Here is an 18,108-nt window from a genome sequence, read left to right on the forward strand (position 1 = left end):
GCACCGCCATGGGTAGCCTCTACAGCGAACACCTCACCTGGCTGCACCGCTGGCCCGCGGGGTGCAAGCTGGCCGGCATGGCGGTGCTGGGCACGTTGCTGTTCGTGCTGTCGGCGCCGGGGGCGTTGGCGGCGGCGGGCGTGGCGTGCGCACTGTTGTGGTGGAGCCTGGGGCCGGCCACGCGCGTGGCGCGCCGGCTCATCGTGTCGGTGCTCATCGCCGCGGCGCTGGTGGCGGGCTTTCACCTGTGGATGGGACGGCCCGAGGTGGCGGCGGTGAGCGCGCTGCGCCTGGCCTGCGCCTCCACACTGGGGGTGGCGCTCACCGTGAGCACGCGTCCCACGGACTTGTTGCAGGTGCTGGATGCGCTGCTGCGGCCCCTGGCGCACCTTGGCCTGCGGCCGGAGCGCGTGTCGCTGCAACTGGCGCTGATGCTGCGGTTCACCGAACATTTTTTCGTGCAGTGGAAGAAGCTGGACGAAGCCCACCGCCTGCGCACCGGCCGTGCCGGCGGCCTGCGGCTGGTCGCGCCGCTCACCGTGCAGATGCTGCAGGGGGCGCAGCGTGTGGCCGATGCCCTCTACGCCCGTTTGGGCGGCTGACTATTCCTGTTTTTCTTGTCGACCCAAGGAGTTGTATGACTGCTGCCCTATCCCGCAAAGCCTCTCACTCCATGGCGCTGGTGGCGCTGTTCGCCGCGCTCATGGCCGTGATGGGGCTCATTCCCAAGATCGACCTACCGCTGGGCGTGCCGATCACGCTGCAGTCGCTGGGCGTGATGCTGGCCGGCTGCCTGCTGGGCGCGCGCCGGGGCTTTCAGTCCATGCTGCTGTTCCTGGCGGCCGTGGCGGCCGGCCTGCCGCTGCTGTCGGGCGGGCGGGGCGGCCTGGGGGTGTTCATGGCGCCGTCGGCCGGCTACCTTGTGGGCTACGCTCTGGCGGCAGGGGTGACAGGCGCGCTGATGCGCACACTGCCGCAGGGCACGCCGCTGCGCACGGCCGCGAGCGCGTTCATCGCTTCCGTGCTTGGCGGGCTGGTCTTCCTGCATGCCATGGGCATTGCCGGCCTCGTGCTGCTGGCGCAGATGCCGCTGGACAAGGCCTTTCTGGCGGACCTGGTCTTCGTGCCCGGTGACCTGGTCAAGTGCGCGCTCTGCGCGGTGGTGGTGCATACCGTGGCCAAGGCGCTGCCAGACTGGCCGTTTGGTGGGCGCGAACGTTGAACACCCACCCTTGCAAGCGGCAGGCGCTGGCGCCCCTGCCGCAACTGCTGACGGGCGATGCGCTGCCTGAGCTGTTCGAGTGGGTACATGGCCCCCTGGCGCACTGGGCCCGCACGCGGCCGCACTCCCTGGCGCTGGCCAATGAAACCACCCAGTGGGACTTCGCGACGCTGCACGACCGTGTGCAGACGCGGGCGCGCTACTGGGATGCGCAAGGCGCGCCGGCCACCGTGCTGCTGCCCGGTGATGCCGGCACGCTGGAGGGGGTGGTGGAATTCCTAGGCGTGATCGCCAGTGGGCGCTGCGCGGCGATGGGCGATCCCCAGTGGCCGGCGGGTGTGGCCCGGGCGGTTGCCCGGCGGCTGCCTCTGGGCTCCGGAGCCCCGGCAGCGGCCACGCCGCAGTCGCCGTTCTACGTGGGCTTCACCTCGGGCAGCACGGGCCTGCCCAAGGGCTTCATGCGCCACCACCGCTCCTGGGTGGAGAGCTTTCGCGTCAGCCTGCAGGACTTTGGTGTCGCGGCGGCCACGCGCGTGCTGGCGCCGGGCCGCATGTCGCATTCGCTGTTCCTGTTCGGCGCGCTGCTGGGCCTGTGGACGGGCGCTGGCGCGGTGCTGCAGGAGCGCTTTTCTGCGCCGCGCGCGCTGGACACCCTGCGCGCGGGCGGCGCGCCCTTGCTGGTGGCGGTGCCCAGCCAGCTTGTGCTGATGCTGCAGTGGGCCGAGCGGCGGCAGCTGGCACCTATCGAGGGGGTGGAGCTGGTGCTGATCAGCGGCGCGCGCTGGCTGCGCGAGCGCACACCCGCACTGCGCCGGTTGTTCCCGAGCGCACGCATCGTGGAGTTCTACGGTGCATCCGAGGCCAGCTACGTCGCCTGGATGGATGCAGAGCCGGGCGCACCGGCCCAGGCCGTGGGCCGGCCGTTCAGCAACGTGGACCTGCACATCGGCCCCGATCCCCGCAGCGGCGCGCTGCCGCAGGGCGTGCCGGGGCTGATCTGGGTGCGCAGTCCCATGCTGTTCATGGATTACGTGAACGCCGCGGACGGCACCGCCGCCCTGCGCGAGGGCGACTGGCTCTCGGTGCGCGACATGGGTTACGTGGACGACAGCGGTTTGCTGCACCTGTGCGGGCGCGAGAACCGCATGCTCGTCACCCAAGGCAAGAACCTGTTCCCCGAGGAAGTGGAAGCGCGCCTGCTGGCCCACCCACAGGTGGCGCAGGCCAGCCTGCAGGGTGTGGCCGACGGCCTGCGCGGCCTGCGTGTGCAGGCGGTGCTGCAGTGGCAGGGCGACGCGCCGCCACCCGGCGCGCTGGAGCTGGCGGCCTGGTGTCGCGCGGTGTTGGAGCCTTACAAGGCGCCGCGCCACTGGTGGGTGTGGGTGGGCGACTGGCCGCAGACGCCCAGCGGCAAGACCGACCACACAGCCATCGCCCGCGCGCTGCAGGCACCGTCGCCCTCGCTGGAGCGCTGGCGGTGAACGCTATTCCCATATTGGCCTGGGCGCGCACGCCGGTGGCGCCGGTCGGCGGGGTGCTCGCGGCCTGCCAGCCGCACGATCTGGCGGCGCCGCTGGTGGCGCGCATGCTGGCGGATGCCGAGTTGCCGGCCGAGGCCGTCGATGCCGTGGTGCTGGGCAACGCCCTGGGCGCCGGGGGCAACCCCGCCCGCATGCTGGCGCTGGCGGCCGGCCTCCCCGAGGGCATTCCCGCCGTGACGCTGGACAGCCAGTGCTGCGCGGGGCTGGATGCCGTCACCCATGCCTGCGGTCTGCTGGCGCTGGGCCAGGCCGATGTCGTGGTTGCCGGCGGGGCCGAGGCGTGGAGCCGCGCACCCCTGCGCATGCATCGGCCTCTGCAGGCGGAGGAGGCACCGGAGCCCTATGACCGGCCACCCTTCACGCCCTGGCCCGAGCGCGACCCCGACATGCTGCTGGCCGCGCTGGACGGCGCGCGGCGCCTGGGGCTCACGCGCCACGCGCAGGATGCGTACGCCATGGCCAGCCACGCGCGCAGCGTGGCGGCGCGCGCTGCCATGGCCCATGAAATCGTGCCGCTGCGGGGGTTGGCGCACGACGCCTACCCGCGCCTGTTGAGCGCCGCGCGTGTGGCGCGCATGCCTGCGGTGGCCAGCGGTCAATCGGTGGACGGCCAGGATTGCAGCCTCAGCACCGTCGCCGTGTCGCCCAAGGCGGACGGCGCGGCCCTGCTGCTGTTGGCCACGCCCTCGGCCTGCGCGCGCTGGGGCGTGCGGCCGCGTGCGCAGTGGCGCGGCAGCGTCAGCGTGGGTGGCGCGCCCGAGTCGCCCATGCTCTGCGCCGTCGACGTGGCACGCGCCGCGCAGCAACGCTGTGGCTGGGATTGGGCGGCGCTGGAGGCGCTGGAACTGCACGACGCCTTTGCGGCGCAGGGCCTGGCGTTCTGCAATGCGCTGGGCTTGCCGCTCGGTGCCATCAACCGGGGCGGGGGTGGCCTGGCGCGCGGGCACCCCATCGGTGCATCGGGCGCCATTGCGCTGGTGCGCGTGCTGGCGCAGATGGCGCAGCGGCAGGGTGCCGACCGCACCGACCGCGCGCTGCGCGGCATGGCGTGCATTGCGGGTGCGGGTGGCCTGGGTGCGGCCACCTGGGTGGAAATGCCGGAGTGAGAATGACCAAACCCCTGACGATGCCTGTGGCGCAGGACGTCTTCGAGACGCTGGCGCAGGCGCGCCATTCCGTGCGCGCCTTCCTGCCGCGGCCCGTGCCCCTCGCGCTGCTGGAGCGGTTGCTGGCTGCGGCGCGGCTGGCGCCCAGCGGGGCCAATCTGCAGCCGGGTCGCTTCTGGGCCGTGGAGGGCGCGGTGCGCGAACGCCTGAGTGCCGCGCTGTGCCAGGCGTGGCGCGACCAGGTGCCTGAGGCCGAGGACTATGGCTATTTCCCCCGCCCCATGCCGCTGGCATTGCGCAAACGCCAGGTGGCAGCCGCGCAGGCGCTGTACGGGGCGCTGGGTGTGGCGCGCGGCGATGGCGCGGGTCGGGCCGCACAGTTCGAGCGCAACTACCGCTTCTTCGATGCGCCCGTGGCGCTGATCGTCACCATTGACCGCGGGTTCGGCGCAGGTGGCTTCATGGACCTGGGCATGTGCCTGCACGGACTGATGCTGGCCGCGCAGTCCCAGGGGCTGGCCAGCTGTGCCATTGGTGCGCTGGCGAGCTACCCGCAGGTCGTGCGCGACGCGCTGGGCCTGCAGGCCAGCGAGGTGGTCGTCTGCGGCATGGCGCTGGGCTGGGAAGACGCGGGCGCACCCGTCAACCGCACGCGCACCGAGCGCGAGGCGCTGGAGCGCTACTTCACCGTGCTGCGCTGAGGCAATGCGGAACACGTTCCCTCGCGTGTCGTGAGCGCCACCTTTTCTGCGGCCTGCCGCGTTGCAAAACGGTCGCGATGGTGATGGCGGGGCTTTGCGTGCGAGGTGCGTCCCCTCGCAGCCCAGGGCGTACCCTCGTGCCGACTTATTCAGTATTCGACGGCGCCGGGCCGTCGCGCGGTCTTACGACGCTGTGCCACGGCGCAGCACCAACAGGTCGATATGGGGCTGCACGCCCAGCCGCACTGCGAAGCCGGCCCACAGGCCCGCGCCCGCGCTCACAAACAGGCGCATGCCGTCCACGTCGTATTGCCCGCGCACGAAACCGTTGTTGAACGGAGCGACCAGCCAGCGGTCCATGCCGCTGATCAGCCCGCCGTGCGTGTGGCCCGAGACCTGCAGGTCCACGCCGTGCGCGGCGTTGTCGCGCGCGAGCTTGGGCTGGTGCGCCAGCAGCAGGTGGAAGTCGGCCTGCGCCGCGCGCGCCTGCCGGGCCACCGCGGGTACATCGGGGGGCACGCCCTCGGGCACGCGCGGGTCGGCATTGTGGTGAGAGGTGCGGCCGTAGACCGGGTCGCCCACGCCGGACAGTGCCAGACGCGCGCCATTCACCTGCAGCACCTGGGTCTGGTTGGCCAAGACGCCCAGGCCCAGGCGGCGAAATTCCGCCATCCAGGCGTTGTAGCCGCCGTAGTACTCATGGTTGCCGGGCGCGGCCCATACGCCGTGCGGTGCGCGCAGTTGCGCCAGTGGAGCCACGAAGGCGGCGCTGCTGCCTACGTCGCCATCCACCAGGTCACCGGGCAGGACGATCAGGTCGGGCCGCGCCGCGTGGGTGCGCTCCACCACGCTCTGCACGTAGGCGGTATGGTTGATGGGGCTCGCGTGGATATCCGCCAGCACGGCCACACGCAGGCCATCCAGGGCCTCGGGCAATTGCGGCAGGTGCACCACCTGTTCACGCACCGTGGGCGGCTGCAGGCCCTGCGCCGTGCCAAAGCCCGCCGCGCCCAGCGCCAGTACCACGGCGGTGCCGGTCAACCGCCTGCCGCGCAGTCGCAGGTGCCATGTGTCGCCCCCGCCCATGAGCGCGGCGGCCCGCGCCGCGAGCCACGCGCCATCACGCGCCAGAAGAAAGGCAAGGATCAGCACCAGCGTGCCCAACACCCAGCCGCCGGGCACCTGCAGATAGGCCAGGGTGGCGTAATCCATCGCGCCGGCCTGCAAGAGCTTGAGCAGCAGGGCCGGAGTAACGCCCAGCAGGGCGGTCAGCGCAATGGCCACCAGGCGCGCCTGGCGCGACATGCCGCGCACGGGCCCCCAGAGCCAGACCGCCAGCAGCGGAATCACCAACGCAGCAAGAGACACCATGGAAAGCCGGAGATGCAAAGAAGAAAGCAGCACCGGCGTATGGGGCCGGCGTGGGGGTGGTCGCGGCGACAGGGGTTGCGCCCCGCCGGCCGAGAGCGTGCGCAGGATAACGGTCCTTTTCAATGCCTTGCAGGCGGTGGGGTACTGGGGCGGTGTCCCGGCCTAGGGCGTATCCCAAGAGACGTGGGGCGTACCCTGCGCTACGGTGGCCGTGGGATTCCCACCGGCCCGCGCGCCAGCAGGCGCCGGGGTTTCGCGCCGCAGCGGCGCACTTCCATCGTTTGCCATACCCATGAACCTTCACCAGAAACTGCTGCAGCGTGCCCGGCAAGGGCGTCCCATCCGCATTGGGCTGATCGGCGCGGGCAAGTTCGGCGCCATGTACCTGGCGCAGGTGCCGCGCATGCCGGGCGTGCACCTGGTGGGCATTGCCGATCTGTCGCCGGCCAACGCCCGCGCCAGCCTGGCGCGCGTGGGATGGGCGCCCGAGCAGTCGGAGGCCGCGTCTGCCCAGCAGGCGCTGGAGCAGGGCACGACCTGGATCACCGAGGACTGGCAGGCCCTGGTGCGCCACCCGCAGATCGAGCTGATCGTCGAATGCACGGGCAACCCGCTGGCTGCGGTGGACCACATTCTCGACGCCTTCGCCCACGGCAAGCATGTGGTGAACGTGACCGTGGAGGCCGACGCTTTCTGCGGCCCGCTGCTGGCGCGCAAGGCCCTGGCCGCGGGCGTGGTCTATTCGCTGGCCTATGGCGATCAGCCCGCCATGATCTGCGAGCTGGTGGACTGGGCCCGCACCTGCGGCTTTCCGGTGGTGGCGGCCGGGCGCGGGCACAAGTGGCTGCCGCATTTCTGCGAATCCACGCCCGAGACGGTGTGGGGCTACTACGGCCTGACGCCCGAGCAGGCGCAGCGTGGCGGCCTGAACCCCAAGATGTTCAACAGCTTCCTGGACGGGTCCAAGCCCAGCATCGAGAGCACGGCCGTCTCCAACGCCACGGGCCTGGCCGTGCCGAGCAATGGCCTGCAATACCCGCCCGCCAGTGTGGAGGACATTCCCTACGTCACGCGCCCGGTGGGCGAGGGCGGAGTGCTAGAGAAAAAAGGCATGGTGGAAGTGATCTCGTCGCTGGAGAAGGACGGCCGCCGGATCCCCTACGACATCCGCATGGGCGTGTGGGTCACGGTGGAAGGCGAGACTGACTACATCCGCCACTGTTTCGAGGAATACAACGCCCACACCGACCCCACGGGCCGCTACTTCACGCTGTACAAGCGCTGGCACCTCATCGGGCTGGAGGTGGGCATGTCGGTGGCCAGCGTGGCGCTGCGCGGCGAGCCCACCGGCGTGCCCCAGGGCTGGAACGCCGATGTGGTGGCCACGGCCAAGCGTGACCTGCGCCCGGGCGACCTGCTGGATGGCGAGGGCGGCTACACCGTTTGGGGCAAGCTGCTGCCGGCTGCGACCTCGCGGCAGATCAAGGGCCTGCCGCTGGGCCTGGCGCACAGCGCGCGCGTGGTGCGCCCGGTGGCAAAAGGCCAGGCATTGTCCTGGGACGATGTCGAGATGGACACCACCACCCACGCCTATCGGGTGCGCCGAGAGATGGAGGCCATGTTCCCCGCCTGACCCTGGTGCGGCACGGGTGCCTGGGGGCTGGGATAATTCCCGCCCCTATGCCCCTCACGATCACCTTTCCCGAGCAACTCCCCGTCTCCAGCCGCCGCGACGAGATCATGGCGGCCATGGCCGAGCACCAGGTCATCATCGTCTGCGGCGAGACGGGCTCGGGCAAGACCACGCAGCTGCCAAAAATAGCGCTGGCCCTGGGACGCGGCAAGTGCAACGCGCCCGAGGGCGCGCGGGGACGCCTGATCGGCCACACCCAGCCGCGGCGCATTGCCGCCAGCAGCGTGGCCAAGCGCATTGCCGAGGAGCTGAACACCCCCTTGGGCGAGGTGGTGGGTTACAAGGTGCGCTTTCAGGACACGCTGCAAAAGGGCGCCTCGGTCAAGCTGATGACCGACGGCATCCTGCTCGCAGAGACGCAGACCGATCCGCTGCTCAAGGCCTACGACACGCTCATCATCGACGAGGCGCACGAGCGCAGCCTGAATATCGACTTCCTGCTGGGCTACCTCAAGCAGATCCTGCCGCAGCGGCCCGATTTGAAGGTGGTCGTGACCTCGGCCACCATCGACGCGGAGCGCTTCGCCAAGCACTTCGAGGGCGAGGCCGGTCCGGCGCCGGTCATCATGGTGTCCGGGCGCACCTATCCCGTGGAGATGCGCTACAAGCCCTTTGAAGAAAAGAAGGACTTCGACCTCAACGATGCCATTGCCGACGGCGTGGACGAGCTGTGGGCGGGCGGCAAGGGCGGAGACATCCTCGTCTTCCTGCCCGGCGAGCGCGAGATCCGCGAGGCGGCGGACCACCTGCGCAAGCACCTGCAGCACTCGCCAGTGCTGAGGAACGCCGAGGTACTCCCCCTGTTCTCGCGCCTGTCGCAGGCCGAGCAGGACCGCATCTTCGACGGCCACACCGGACGGCGCATCGTGCTGGCCACCAACGTGGCCGAGACCTCGCTCACCGTGCCGGGCATCCGTTACGTCATTGACGCAGGTACGGCGCGCGTGAAGCGCTATTCCTTCCGTAGCAAGGTGGAGCAGTTGCTGGTGGAGCCCATCAGCCAGGCGGCGGCCAACCAGCGCGCCGGGCGCTGCGGCCGCGTGGCCAACGGCATCTGCATCCGCCTGTACGACGAGACGGACTTCCACCAGCGCGACCGCTTCACCGACCCCGAAATCCTGCGCTCGTCCCTGGCGGGCGTCATCCTGCGCATGAAGTCGCTGGGCCTGGGCGACGTGGTGAACTTCCCGTTTCTCGAGGCGCCCTCGGGCCGTGCGATCGCCGACGGCTATCAACTGCTGCAGGAGTTGGGCGCCGTGGACGAGCGCGGCAATTTGCTGCCCATGGGCCGCGAACTGTCGCGCCTGCCCTTGGACCCGCGCGTGGGCCGCATGATCCTGGAGGCCCGCACCCGCGGCGCCGTGGCCGAGGTGCTGGTCATTGCCTCGGCCCTCAGCGTGCAGGACGTGCGCGACCGGCCGCTGGAGGCGCAGCAGCAGGCCGACCAGCAGCATGCCAAGTTCGATGACGAGAAAAGCGAGTTCACCGGCTACCTGCGCCTGTGGAAGTGGCTGCAGGATGCGCGCGGCGGCAAGATCGTCGCCAAGACGCGCAAGGAGATGGCGGCCCAGACCGCCCCCGCGGCCCAAGCGCGCAACACGGCCTTCCTGCCCGTCGCACAGCGCAGCAGCGGCGCGCAAGCGGAGGCCGCAGGCGAGGAGCGCCTCGCACAGTTCCACCCCGCCGATGCGGAGGAGGCCACCCACAAGCTCAGCAACCGGCAGTGGGAGCAGTTGCTGCGCCAGAACTACATCAACATCCGCCGCGTGCGCGAGTGGCGCGACATCCATTCGCAGCTGCTCACCGTGGTGCGGGAGCACCAGTGGCAGGTGAACACCGAGCCCGCGGGCTACGAGGCCGTGCACCTGTCCATGCTGTCGGGCCTGCTGGGCAACATTGGTTACAAGGCCGAGGAGAGCGAGGCCTACCTGGGCGCGCACGGCATCAAGTTCCACCCGCACCCGGGCGCGCACCTGTCCAAGAAGCCTGGCCGCTGGATCGTCGCAGCCGAGCAGGTCGAGACCTCGCGCCTGTACGGACGCGGTATCGCGGCGATCGAACCGCAATGGCTGGAAGAGGTGGGCGGCCATCTGCTCAAGAAGCAGCTGCTGGACCCGCATTGGTCCAAGAAACAGGCCGACGTGGTCGCGCTCGAGCGCGCCACGCTTTACGGCCTGGTGGTCTACAACGGCCGCCGCGTGAGCTATGGCCGCGTGGATCCGTACGAGGCGCGCAACCTGTTCATTCGCCAGGCGCTGGTCGAGGGCGAGTGGGAGACGCATTGGCCGTTCTTGGGCGCTAACCTCAAGCTGGTGCGCAAGGTGCAGGAGCTGGAGCACAAGAGCCGCCGCCAGGACGTGCTGGTGGACGACGAACTCATCTTCGCCTTCTACGACCAGCAGATTCCCAAAGACGTGTACAGCGGCGCCACGTTCGACAAGTGGTTCCGCAGTGCCGGCAAGGAGAACGCCGGCCTGCTGCTTCTCAAGCGCGACGAGCTGATGCGCCATGAGGCCGCGGGCATCACCACCGACAACTTTCCCAAGACGGTGAAGCTGGGCGGCGTGGACTGCACGGCCAGCTACCTGCACAGCCCCGGTGACGCGCGCGATGGGGTCACCGTCACGGTGCCGCTGTTCGTGCTGAACCAGGTGAGCGAGGAGCGTGCGGAATGGCTGGTGCCCGGCATGCTCAAGGACAAGATCCAGGCGCTGCTCAAGAGCCTGCCGCAGCGCCCGCGCAGCCGCTTCGTGCCGCTGCCGGAAAGTGCTGCGCGGCTGGCGTCGCTGTTCACCGAGGAAGAGCGTTGGGCCCAGGGCAGCTTGATCGACACGCTGCTCAAGCAAGTGCGCGACGAGACCTCGCTCGACGTGAAGCGCGCGGACTTCAAGCTGGACATGCTCAGCCCGCACCTGTTCATGAACTTCCGCGTAACGGATGAGCACGGCCGCCAGCTCGGCCAGGGACGCAACCTGGGCGCGCTCAAGGCGGAGTGGGGGAGCAAGGCACGTGGGGCGTTCCAGGCGCTTGCTTCATTAAAGATAGCTGGTGGCGCTCACCAGAAGCCAGACTCCGGTGGAAAACCATCTGAAGCCAAGGAAAATCGAGCGCCAGCAGCTATCAAAAAAGAACCACTCGTCGGCGCGCCCGCGGCCCGCAAGGCCGATGCCCGCTACGAGGATTGGAGCTTTGGCGAACTGCCCGAGCTGATGGAAATCGCCAAGGGCAGCCAGACGCTGATCGGTTTCCCCGCGCTCATCGACCACGGCGATGCGGTGGGCATCGAGGTGTTCGACGAACCCGAAGTCGCCGCCGCGCGCCACCGCGTGGGCCTGCGACGGCTGTTTGCGCTGCAGATCAAGGACGCGCTCAAGTACCTGGAAAAGAACATCCCCGATCTGCAGAAAATGGCCGTGGCCTTCATGCCGCTGGGCACGCAGGAGGAGCTGCGCGCGCAGATCATCGACGTGGCCATCGACCGCGCCTTCCTGCAAGAGCCGCTGCCCAGCAACGAGGCTCAGTTCAAGCAGCGCGTGCAGGATGGGCGCGGGCGCCTCACGCTGATCGCCAACGAGGTGGCGCGCATGGCGGCGGCCATCCTCATCGAATACGCCGCCACGCAGCGCAAGATCAAAGACACCAAGAATGCTCCCGAGGCCACGGCCGACGCGTCACAGCAGCTGCAGCGCCTGATGCCCAAGCAGTTCATCGCCGCCGCGCCCTGGGCGCAGCTGCAGCACTACGCGCGCTACCTCAAGGCCATCGCCACGCGCCTGGACAAGTACCGCGCCGACCCGGCACGCGATGCCGCCAAGCTCAAGGAACTGCAGCCGCTGGAGCAGCGCTATTGGCGCCTGGTGGCCGAGCGCAAGGGCCAGGTGGATGCCCGTATGCAGGAGTACCGCTGGATGCTGGAGGAACTGCGCGTGAGCTTCTTCGCGCAGGAGTTGCGCACGCCGTATCCGGTCAGCGGCAAGCGGCTGGACAAGGTCTGGTCGCAACTGGTGTCTTGAGAGCGGCTCTCGCGCGGGGCAAGCCTGCAGGACAGGTGTGCCGCCACCGGCTGCCGTGGGCGGGGCCGTTCATGCTTTGGCGCGCACGGCGAGCGTCCGCCAACCCGTCACCCAGCCGGCCCTGGCCGCGACCGGTGTGGCCTTCCCGGGCACCGGGCTAGCGGCCGCCAGCGCTCGTCCGGGCGGAACGGCCCTTGCCATCCAACTGCTGGCGGCGCCGATCGCCCCAGCGTCAAGACGTGAGCAGCGCCTTCAGCTCCTCGGCAGATAAATCCCGCGCCGCGCCAAACCCTGCCACGTGGCGGCCCACCGAAGGGATGATCTGCACGAACTGGAAGTCGCCCAGCGCCGTCATGGGCGCTGCCTCAGGGAAGCGCCGCAGGTAGGCGGCGCGCGCGCTGGCGGCTGCCTCGGGCGCAAGCAGTACGGCTTGTCCTTGGATGGCAACGCGCTCCAGCGCATGCACGGGCTGGGCCGCGTCCTCGGGCGCCGTGATCAGGAGAGAAACCGCGGGCGATTGCCGCAGGTTGCGAGTATGGGCGGCGAGGGCGCTGACATGCAATACCAGCACCTGGGCCGTAGAGTCGATGGCATACGGAACGAACGACACCGCCGGCGTTGTGAATGGCACCGATTCCGCGCCGGGCAGGGTTTGCAGCGTTGCCAGCGCGGCCGTGCGCCGGCCCCACAGCAGTTGCTGCAGCAAGCGGCCCAGGCGGGACTCGTGGGTCATGGCGTGCTTGGGGGCGGGAAGTTGCAAGTGCCGTGCATTGTAGAAACGGGCCTGCGATGAACGCGCTGTGGCCGCGACGCCTTCGAAAAGTGTCAGAAGCGGTCGCGGCAGTGCCCCGCGGTCAGCGCAGGGCCAGGCGCTCCAGTTCCGCGCACACATCGGCCATGCGGCCGGAAATCACGAGCTTGCAGGCGTCGTCGGTGTCATGGCGCAGGATCACGCGCAGGGGGAGCGAACGGGTGGAGATCGCAGGCCGCAGACCTGTGTGCTGCGTGGCCGCATCCGCGGCAGGCATGGCAAAGGCGCGGTGGCGGGCCGGAATTTCTTGCGCCATGCCTGCCACGGCGGGGCTATCGGGAGGGCCGGCGTTGGGCGTCGCTCCCTGGAGTGCATCGGTGCGTCCGTGCGTGGTGCAGGCAGAGGGTGCCGCGCCGCGCGACATATGGCGTGCGGCCAGTCCCCATCGGCGCAGGCGGCGCAAGGGGCGGGAAAGGGTGGCAAAGGCAAAGAGGGCAAATCCCATGTGAAGACTCCGGCATGCCAGGGCATGAAGGTGGAACACAGGCAGGATTGCCAAGGACGTCAAGCGCGCATCCGCAGGGTTGGCATGCCGCAGCTACGGGGCATGCCCGGGCTACCGCCTGCCAGACGCCCGCCACCTGCGGTGGCGCTGCATTCAACGGACTACATGAGCATGGTGTTGCGTATCAGGCCCACGGCCAGCCCTTCGATCTCGAAAGGTTCGCCCGGCTCGACGCGGATCACCGGGTAGTCGGGGTTCTCGGGCAGCAGTTCGATGGCGCTGCCTGTGCGGCGCAGGCGCTTGACTGTGACGTCATCGCCCAGGCGCGCCACGATGATTTGCCCGTTGCGTGCCTCGCGCGTTGCCTGTACGGCGAGCAGGTCGCCGTCCATGATGCCCGCGTCGCGCATGGACATGCCGCGCACCTTGAGCAGGTAGTCGGGCTTGTGCGCAAACAGGCTGCCTTCCACCGTATAGGTCTGGTCCACATGCTCCTGGGCGAGAATGGGCGAGCCGGCCGCCACGCGGCCCACCAGCGGCAGCGTGAGCTGCGACAGGCCGGGTATCGGCAGGTTGAACTGGGCGCCGCGCGCCGCATTGATGTTGCGCACGGTTTCGCCGCGCAGGCGGATGCCGCGCGAGGTGCCGCTGACCAGTTCGATCACGCCCTTGCGGGCCAGCGCCTGCAGGTGCTCCTCGGCCGCGTTGGCGGACTTGAAACCCAGCTCTGCCGCGATCTCGGCGCGGGTGGGCGGGGCGCCGGTGCGCGCGATGGCGGTCTGGATCAGGTCCAGGATCTGCTGCTGGCGGGCGGTGAGCTTGGGACTGTCGAGCATGGTGCGATCCAATGCGGTCGGTGGTTGAGTGGGTTACTGTTTTTTAATCCAGTATCTGTATTTTTGAACAGTTTTTGGAGGGATGCAAGTGGCAGCTGCAAGAAAAATCGTCGTTATGGGCACCGGCGGCACGATTGCGGGCTCTTCCGCGGTGCAAGGTGCGAACGTGGGCTACACGGCCGGGCAGATCGGCGTGGAGCAATTGCTGGCCGCGGTGCCCGGGCTGGTGCAGGCCGCGGGCGGCGCGCTGGTGGCTGAACAGGTGGTGCAACTGGACAGCAAGGACATGGGCTTTGACGTGTGGGCGCGCCTGGCCGGTCGTTGCGCCGCACACCTGGCCGACCCGGCCGTGGCCGGCGTCGTCATCACCCACGGCACGGATACGCTGGAGGAAACCGCCTGGCTGCTGCACAACCTGCTCGATACCACCGCCAAGCCGGTGGTACTGACCTGTGCCATGCGTCCGGCCACGGCGCTCGCGCCGGACGGGCCGCAGAACCTGCTGGATGCCGTCACGCTGGCGGCCGATCCCTCAGCGCGGGGGGTTCTGATGGCGGCCGCTGGCGTGGTGCACGGGGCACGCGAGGTGAGCAAGGTGCACCCGCTGCGGCTGGACGCGTTCGACTCCGGCGATGCTGGGCCTCTGGGATGGATGGAAGCGGGGCGCGTGCGCTGGGCCCGCGGCCTTGCGCCGCAGGTGGAACAGCCCGCGCATGGCGCGCTGGTGCCGATCCTGCCAGATGCAGCCTGGCCACGCGTGGAAATCGTCCTCAGCCACGCCAGCGCGGATGGCGCGTTGGTGGACTGGCTGGTGGAGAAGGGCGTGCGCGGCATCGTGGTGGCCGCCACCGGCAATGGCACGCTGCACCATGCGCTGGAGGCCGCGCTCGCGCGTGCCGTGGCGGCCGGGGTGCAGGTGCGCGTGGCTTCGCGCTGCCCGCAGGGGCGGATGATGGACCTGACGGGTACGCCCTGGCGCGATGCGGATGGGCTGAGCCCTGTGAAGGCACGGGTCAGCCTGCTGCTGGAGTTGATGCAGTCCGCTAATTCATAAGCACCGTCATGGGCCGAGGCGCTTGCCTGGGCACACAGCACAACGCCCCGCGTTGCGGGGCGTTGGCGGGCGCCGGCGGCGGGTTCGTCAGCTTGACAGTGCCGTCAGGGCGCGCTGGGTGATTTCCTCCACGCTGCCGGTGCCTTGAATGGCACGATACTTGGGCGCGTTGGCGGGATCGGTCTTGGCCCAGCTGGAGTAATAGTCCACCAGCGGACGGGTCTGGTCGCTGTAGACCTGCAGGCGCTTCTTGACGGTTTCTTCCTTGTCGTCCTCGCGCTGCACCAGGGGCTCGCCCGTCACGTCGTCCTTGCCTTCGACCTTGGGCGGGTTGAACTTCACGTGGTAGGTGCGGCCCGAAGCCGGGTGGGAGCGGCGGCCGCTCATGCGCTCGATGATGGCGTCGAACGGCACGTCGATCTCCAGCACATAGTCGAGCTTCACGCCCGCGGCTTTCATGGCGTCTGCCTGGGGGATGGTGCGTGGGAAGCCGTCGAACAGGAAACCCTGGGCACAGTCGGGCTCGGCGATACGCTCCTTCACCAGGTTGATGATCAGGTCGTCGCTGACGAGCTGGCCCGCATCCATGACGGCCTTGGCTTGCAGGCCCAGGGGCGTGCCGGCCTTGACGGCGGCGCGCAGCATGTCGCCGGTGGAGATCTGGGGGATGCCGAATTTCTGGCAGATGAACGCGGCCTGCGTACCCTTTCCGGCGCCGGGAGCGCCGAGCAGAATCAGTCTCATGGATGTCCTCTAGTGTTTTGAAATCAGCGGGCACGCTTGCCGTCGGCGCGCCAGCGCGGGACAGGTGCTCTTGTTGCGAACAAGGATAGCACGCGGGCCATGCGCCAAGCTGACGGCCGCGCTAGCCGCCCAGGAGGGTGCGCACGCGCTCCAGGTCGGCTGGCGTGTCCACGCCCGCACCGGGTGCGCTGCCGGTCACGTGCACGGCGATGCGGTGGCCGTGCCAGAGGGCGCGCAGCTGCTCCAGCGCTTCCAGTTGCTCGGTCGGCGCCGCTGGCAGCTGTGGAAACCGGCGCAGAAAGCCTGCCCGGTAGCTGTAGATGCCGATGTGCCGTAGCGGTGCGAAACCCACGGGCACCCCCGTCTGGCCCGGCTGCCACCAGAGGCTGCCCGGCGCGTGGTCGCGTGCGTGGGGGATGGGGGCGCGGCTGAAGTAGTGCGCGAGGCCCTGCGCGTCCAGCACCACCTTCACCACGTTGGGGTTCGCAAAGTCCTCCGCGCTGTCGATGGCGTGCGCGGCGGTGCCCATGCTGGCATCGCCGCGTGCATGCAGCAGTGCGGCCACGGCGTCGATCAGCCGTGGGTCGATGAGGGGCTCGTCACCCTGTACGTTCACCACAATGTCTTCGCCCGCCAGGCCCAGCAGCTCGCAGGCCTCGGCCAGGCGATCGCTGCCGCTGGCGTGGTCGGCGCGCGTCAGCAGAGCCTGCACACCATGCGCCTGGCAGGCCTGGACGATGCGCGCGTCGTCCGCCGCGACCACGCAGCGCTGGGCGCCGCTCTGGCTGGCGCGGCGGGCCACATGCACCACCATGGGCAGCCCGGCGATATCGGCCAGGGGCTTGTTGGGCAGGCGGGTGGAGGCCAGGCGCGCCGGTATCAGCACCGTGAACGGTGCGGCGCGACTCACTGTTCCAGCTCCTCGTCGCTCAAGGGGCGGGCCTCGTTTTCCAGCAGCACGGGAATGCCGTCGCGCACGGGATAGGCCAGCCGTGCGCTGCGCGAGATGAGTTCTTGGCGTTCGCGGTCGTAGGTCAGCGGGCCCTTGGTGACGGGGCAGACCAGCAGTTCAAGCAGTTTGGGATCCATGGTGTTCCTCAATGGCCGGACGATGATAGCGACGCCAGGCGGGCGTCGAGCGCGTCGAAGAAGGCCGGCGGGATCCGCACGGCCAGCGGCACGGCCAGCGCGTCCGGGTGCGTGGGCCAGAGCTTGACGGCGTCTTTTTCGGTACAAATCAGCCGTAAGCGCTTATCCGGCGGGCGCTGCCAGCTAGAAAAATCATAGTGATCGGGCAGTGCTTCCTCGCTCTCGGGCTGGAGGCCCCTCGCGTGCAGCATCGCAAAAAAGTCGTGCGGCCGCGCGATCGCCGCGAGTGCGTGCAACGGTTCGCCCCGCAATTGCTCCAGCGGCAGGTGCTGCCCGCTGGCATTCACGGCATGGGCGGCGAGTTCACGTAACAGCGCGAATTGCGGCGCGACCCCACCGGGCGAGGAGCCGGCGTGGAGCACCAAGTCCACCGCGCGCGGCCAGGGCTCGCGCAGCGGGCCGGCAGGCAACAGCCAGCCGTTGCCGGCGCCTTCGTCGTTGAAGACGCAGACTTCCAGGTCGCGCGCCAGGGCCAGGTGCTGCAGGCCGTCGTCGCAAACCAGGATGTTGGTGGCGGGGTGGGCGGCCAGCAGCGCGCGCCCTGCCTGGGCACGCCTGCGCGCCACGAAGACCGGGGCGCCGCTGGCGCGGGCGATGAGCAGCGGCTCGTCGCCCACCTCGGCCGCGCTGCTGGCGGGCAGCACTTCGCGGCAGTCTGCGGTGGCGCGGCCGTATCCCCGCGAGATGACGCCCGGCCGCCAGCCGCGGGCCTGCAGGTGGCGCACCACGGCCAGGGTCACGGGCGTTTTGCCGGCGCCGCCGGCGATCACGTTGCCGACCACGATGACGGGCACGGGCAGCCGCTCGCTGCGCAGCAGACCCGTGCGATAGAGCGCGCGGCGCAGCGCCGTGAGCACGCCGTACAGCAGCGACAGCGGCCACAGCGCCAGGGCCAGCGCGCCACGTTGCTGCCAGGCGCCGCGCAGCCGCTCGGCCAGGGGGGACGGGCGGCCGGGCGTGGCCATCGGCGCAGGCTTACTTGCCGGCCGTGGCCGACGACTGGGTGGCAAAGGTGATCTGCGACAGGCCCACGCGGCGCGCGGCCTCCATCACCGTGACCACGGACTGGTGGGGGGCCGATGCGTCGGCGCTGATGATGACCACGCTGTTCGGCCCCGCAGTGGCGGCATCGGCCAGCGCACGCGCCACCTGGTCGACCTGCCGGCCCTCCAGCGTGGTCTTGTTGATGGCGTAGCGTCCGTCGGCGGCCACGGCCACGATGACTTCCTTGGGGTGGTCGCGCAACTGCTGAGCGTCCGCTACGGGCAGGGTGAGCTGCAGCTCGGTGAACTTGCTGTAGGTGGTGGTCAGCATCAGGAAGATGAGGATCACCAACAGCACGTCGATGAAGGGGATCAGGTTGATCTCCGGCTCTTCCTTTTGGCGGGGGCGAAAGTTCATGGCGAAACGTGCCTCTGTGCG

General features: G+C 69.6%; 17 protein-coding genes. 8 read left to right on the forward strand and 9 right to left on the reverse strand.

Features of this window, described 5'->3' with window-relative positions; genetic code table 11:
* Positions 1-8 precede the first annotated feature (8 nt).
* From QY917_RS04025 to QY917_RS04045, 5 genes are read left to right on the forward strand one after another with little or no spacing between them, the layout of a single operon-like run.
* Positions 9-602, forward strand: a complete 594-nt coding sequence (locus QY917_RS04025; RefSeq protein WP_123676374.1) for an energy-coupling factor transporter transmembrane protein EcfT — start codon at positions 9-11, stop codon at positions 600-602.
* Between the two features lie 35 nt (positions 603-637).
* Complete coding sequence (locus tag QY917_RS04030; protein ID WP_123676373.1) at positions 638-1,222, forward strand: biotin transporter BioY; 585 nt, start codon at positions 638-640, stop codon at positions 1,220-1,222.
* Positions 1,219-2,703 carry an AMP-binding protein gene (locus QY917_RS04035; protein ID WP_123676372.1) on the forward strand — a complete coding sequence of 495 codons (1,485 nt, stop codon included), beginning with the start codon at positions 1,219-1,221 and terminating at the stop codon, positions 2,701-2,703. Before QY917_RS04030 ends, QY917_RS04035 begins: the two co-directional genes overlap by 4 nt.
* Positions 2,700-3,869 carry a thiolase family protein gene (locus QY917_RS04040; RefSeq protein WP_123676371.1) on the forward strand — a complete coding sequence of 390 codons (1,170 nt, stop codon included), beginning with the start codon at positions 2,700-2,702 and terminating at the stop codon, positions 3,867-3,869. Before QY917_RS04035 ends, QY917_RS04040 begins: the two co-directional genes overlap by 4 nt.
* Positions 3,870-3,871: 2 nt before the next feature.
* The gene (locus QY917_RS04045) at positions 3,872-4,570 is read left to right on the forward strand and encodes a nitroreductase (RefSeq protein WP_123676370.1); all 699 of its coding nucleotides are present in this window, start codon (positions 3,872-3,874) and stop codon (positions 4,568-4,570) included.
* A 183-nt stretch (positions 4,571-4,753) separates the two neighbouring features.
* Here QY917_RS04045 and QY917_RS04050 read toward each other — a convergent pair whose 3' ends face one another.
* Positions 4,754-5,941: a metallophosphoesterase gene (locus QY917_RS04050; RefSeq protein WP_123676369.1), complete on the reverse strand. Its 1,188-nt coding sequence runs from the start codon at positions 5,939-5,941 to the stop codon at positions 4,754-4,756.
* 292 nt (positions 5,942-6,233) lie between these two features.
* Here QY917_RS04050 and QY917_RS04055 point away from each other — a divergent pair, with 292 nt between their 5' ends.
* Together QY917_RS04055 and hrpA are read left to right on the forward strand one after the other, a co-directional pair.
* Positions 6,234-7,574, forward strand: coding sequence for an NAD(P)H-dependent oxidoreductase (locus QY917_RS04055; RefSeq protein ID WP_123676368.1), 1,341 nt, complete (start codon positions 6,234-6,236; stop codon positions 7,572-7,574).
* 47 nt (positions 7,575-7,621) lie between these two features.
* Positions 7,622-11,647, forward strand: a complete 4,026-nt coding sequence (hrpA, locus tag QY917_RS04060; RefSeq protein WP_123676367.1) for an ATP-dependent RNA helicase HrpA — start codon at positions 7,622-7,624, stop codon at positions 11,645-11,647.
* A 232-nt stretch (positions 11,648-11,879) separates the two neighbouring features.
* On the opposite strand, the gene QY917_RS04065 is transcribed toward hrpA, so the two are convergent.
* The 3 genes from QY917_RS04065 to lexA form a co-directional block, all read right to left on the reverse strand.
* Entirely contained in the window at positions 11,880-12,380 is a 501-nt protein-coding gene (locus QY917_RS04065; protein ID WP_123676366.1) for a pyridoxamine 5'-phosphate oxidase family protein, read from the reverse strand.
* Between the two features lie 121 nt (positions 12,381-12,501).
* Positions 12,502-12,903: a hypothetical protein gene (locus QY917_RS04070; RefSeq protein ID WP_123676365.1), complete on the reverse strand. Its 402-nt coding sequence runs from the start codon at positions 12,901-12,903 to the stop codon at positions 12,502-12,504.
* A 161-nt stretch (positions 12,904-13,064) separates the two neighbouring features.
* On the reverse strand, positions 13,065-13,739 hold the full coding sequence (lexA, locus tag QY917_RS04075) for a transcriptional repressor LexA (RefSeq protein WP_011805517.1): 675 nt from the start codon (positions 13,737-13,739) through the stop codon (positions 13,065-13,067).
* Positions 13,740-13,821: 82 nt separating this feature from the next.
* Here lexA and QY917_RS04080 point away from each other — a divergent pair, with 82 nt between their 5' ends.
* Entirely contained in the window at positions 13,822-14,793 is a 972-nt protein-coding gene (locus QY917_RS04080; protein ID WP_123676364.1) for an asparaginase, read from the forward strand.
* An 87-nt stretch (positions 14,794-14,880) separates the two neighbouring features.
* Here the strand turns inward: QY917_RS04080 and adk are convergent, their stop codons facing one another.
* The 5 genes from adk to QY917_RS04105 all read right to left on the reverse strand — a co-directional run bounded on the left by adk (position 14,881) and on the right by QY917_RS04105 (position 18,087).
* On the reverse strand, positions 14,881-15,537 hold the full coding sequence (gene adk / locus QY917_RS04085) for an adenylate kinase (RefSeq protein ID WP_011805515.1): 657 nt from the start codon (positions 15,535-15,537) through the stop codon (positions 14,881-14,883).
* A 121-nt stretch (positions 15,538-15,658) separates the two neighbouring features.
* Positions 15,659-16,447, reverse strand: a complete 789-nt coding sequence (gene kdsB, locus QY917_RS04090) for a 3-deoxy-manno-octulosonate cytidylyltransferase (RefSeq protein ID WP_011805514.1) — start codon at positions 16,445-16,447, stop codon at positions 15,659-15,661.
* Positions 16,444-16,626 carry a Trm112 family protein gene (locus QY917_RS04095; protein WP_011805513.1) on the reverse strand — a complete coding sequence of 61 codons (183 nt, stop codon included), beginning with the start codon at positions 16,624-16,626 and terminating at the stop codon, positions 16,444-16,446. The genes kdsB and QY917_RS04095 overlap by 4 nt, the downstream gene beginning before the upstream one ends.
* Positions 16,627-16,634: 8 nt before the next feature.
* Positions 16,635-17,651, reverse strand: coding sequence for a tetraacyldisaccharide 4'-kinase (gene lpxK / locus QY917_RS04100; protein WP_123676363.1), 1,017 nt, complete (start codon positions 17,649-17,651; stop codon positions 16,635-16,637).
* 10 nt (positions 17,652-17,661) lie between these two features.
* Positions 17,662-18,087 carry a biopolymer transporter ExbD gene (locus QY917_RS04105; protein WP_011805511.1) on the reverse strand — a complete coding sequence of 142 codons (426 nt, stop codon included), beginning with the start codon at positions 18,085-18,087 and terminating at the stop codon, positions 17,662-17,664.
* Positions 18,088-18,108: the final 21 nt, after the last annotated feature.

This window comes from Diaphorobacter sp. C33, from assembly GCF_030503915.1.
Lineage (GTDB): Bacteria > Pseudomonadota > Gammaproteobacteria > Burkholderiales > Burkholderiaceae_C > Diaphorobacter > Diaphorobacter nitroreducens.

Excerpts from the sequence above, each read along its gene's own strand:
- QY917_RS04050 (WP_123676369.1), bottom strand. The coding sequence starts at position 5,941 with ATGGTGTCTCTTGCTGCGTTGGTGATTCCGCTGCTGGCGGTCTGGCTC.
- QY917_RS04080 (WP_123676364.1), top strand. The coding sequence starts at position 13,822 with ATGCAAGTGGCAGCTGCAAGAAAAATCGTCGTTATGGGCACCGGCGGC.
- QY917_RS04055 (WP_123676368.1), top strand. The coding sequence starts at position 6,234 with ATGAACCTTCACCAGAAACTGCTGCAGCGTGCCCGGCAAGGGCGTCCC.
- QY917_RS04070 (WP_123676365.1), bottom strand. The coding sequence starts at position 12,903 with ATGGGATTTGCCCTCTTTGCCTTTGCCACCCTTTCCCGCCCCTTGCGC.
- QY917_RS04030 (WP_123676373.1), top strand. The coding sequence starts at position 638 with ATGACTGCTGCCCTATCCCGCAAAGCCTCTCACTCCATGGCGCTGGTG.
- QY917_RS04095 (WP_011805513.1), bottom strand. The coding sequence starts at position 16,626 with ATGGATCCCAAACTGCTTGAACTGCTGGTCTGCCCCGTCACCAAGGGC.
- hrpA (WP_123676367.1), top strand. The coding sequence starts at position 7,622 with ATGCCCCTCACGATCACCTTTCCCGAGCAACTCCCCGTCTCCAGCCGC.
- lpxK (WP_123676363.1), bottom strand. The coding sequence starts at position 17,651 with ATGGCCACGCCCGGCCGCCCGTCCCCCCTGGCCGAGCGGCTGCGCGGC.
- QY917_RS04065 (WP_123676366.1), bottom strand. The coding sequence starts at position 12,380 with ATGACCCACGAGTCCCGCCTGGGCCGCTTGCTGCAGCAACTGCTGTGG.
- lexA (WP_011805517.1), bottom strand. The coding sequence starts at position 13,739 with ATGCTCGACAGTCCCAAGCTCACCGCCCGCCAGCAGCAGATCCTGGAC.
- QY917_RS04105 (WP_011805511.1), bottom strand. The coding sequence starts at position 18,087 with ATGAACTTTCGCCCCCGCCAAAAGGAAGAGCCGGAGATCAACCTGATC.
- QY917_RS04025 (WP_123676374.1), top strand. The coding sequence starts at position 9 with ATGGGTAGCCTCTACAGCGAACACCTCACCTGGCTGCACCGCTGGCCC.
- adk (WP_011805515.1), bottom strand. The coding sequence starts at position 15,537 with ATGAGACTGATTCTGCTCGGCGCTCCCGGCGCCGGAAAGGGTACGCAG.
- QY917_RS04045 (WP_123676370.1), top strand. The coding sequence starts at position 3,872 with ATGACCAAACCCCTGACGATGCCTGTGGCGCAGGACGTCTTCGAGACG.